The sequence below is a fragment of the Bacteroides sp. An19 genome, from assembly GCF_002160215.1.
GTDB lineage: Bacteria > Bacteroidota > Bacteroidia > Bacteroidales > Bacteroidaceae > Phocaeicola > Phocaeicola intestinalis.
Window position 1 is genome coordinate 1 of sequence record NZ_NFKD01000148.1, and the last position, 772, is coordinate 772.

The window sequence follows — 772 nt, forward strand, 5'->3', positions numbered from 1 at the left end:
ATAACCAAGATCAGGAAGAAAATTAATGCCAGACCGAGAGAAAAACTCAATTTCTTGACTCCGGCTGAGGTCTTTTTCAAAAATATTTCGTAATGTTGCACTCGCTGGTTGACTCTGCCAATTCAAAACAGCTTCTAAAGAGGATACGAAAATTTTACGTTGAAAATATAGCCTTTTTCTTTCGTCTTGGCAAATTATATCCGGAAAACCTGTCGGCAATGCCGATCCTGACGGATGAATGCCTATAATGCGTATTCTTTCAACAACTCGAAACAATGGCAATCCAGGAACTGTCCATTTTTGAAGCAAGCTTTATGCTGAATACCTGTTTTTCGGAAACCTGCCTTTTCCAATGCCCGCATGGAGGCAAAATTGCCGGCATAGACCTTAGCAAAAATCCGCACGACATCGGTTTGGCTGAAATAATCGCTGACAGCTTGACGCAAAGCCTGCGTCATAATCCCTTTATTCCAATAGGGTTCGGCAATCCAATAACCTATTTCCGCATTAAAGCGTTCCACGTCTGTGCCTCTGTCGAAACTGATGTTTCCGGCAGCTTCCGCATTTATTTCAATGCAATAATTATTTTGTACCTCTTGGACCTTGATGTATCGTATGAATGCGGCTCGTTGAGTACCAGCATGATTTTATTTAATGAATGTCCGCAATTAGCCAATTCGACTGAGTTGAAAATGCAGTAGTACTGCGTTTGCCGATGCAGTATATATTCGTAGGCGGATGCAGTATATATTCAACCGCGAATGCAGTATAT

Annotated in this window: 1 pseudogene; it reads right to left on the reverse strand. The window is 41.6% G+C overall.

Features of this window, described 5'->3' with window-relative positions:
- Positions 1 to 242: 242 nt before the first annotated feature.
- Positions 243 to 620, reverse strand: a pseudogene (locus tag B5F25_RS20940) (GNAT family protein); the annotation flags it as partial.
- Positions 621 to 772 lie beyond the last annotated feature (152 nt).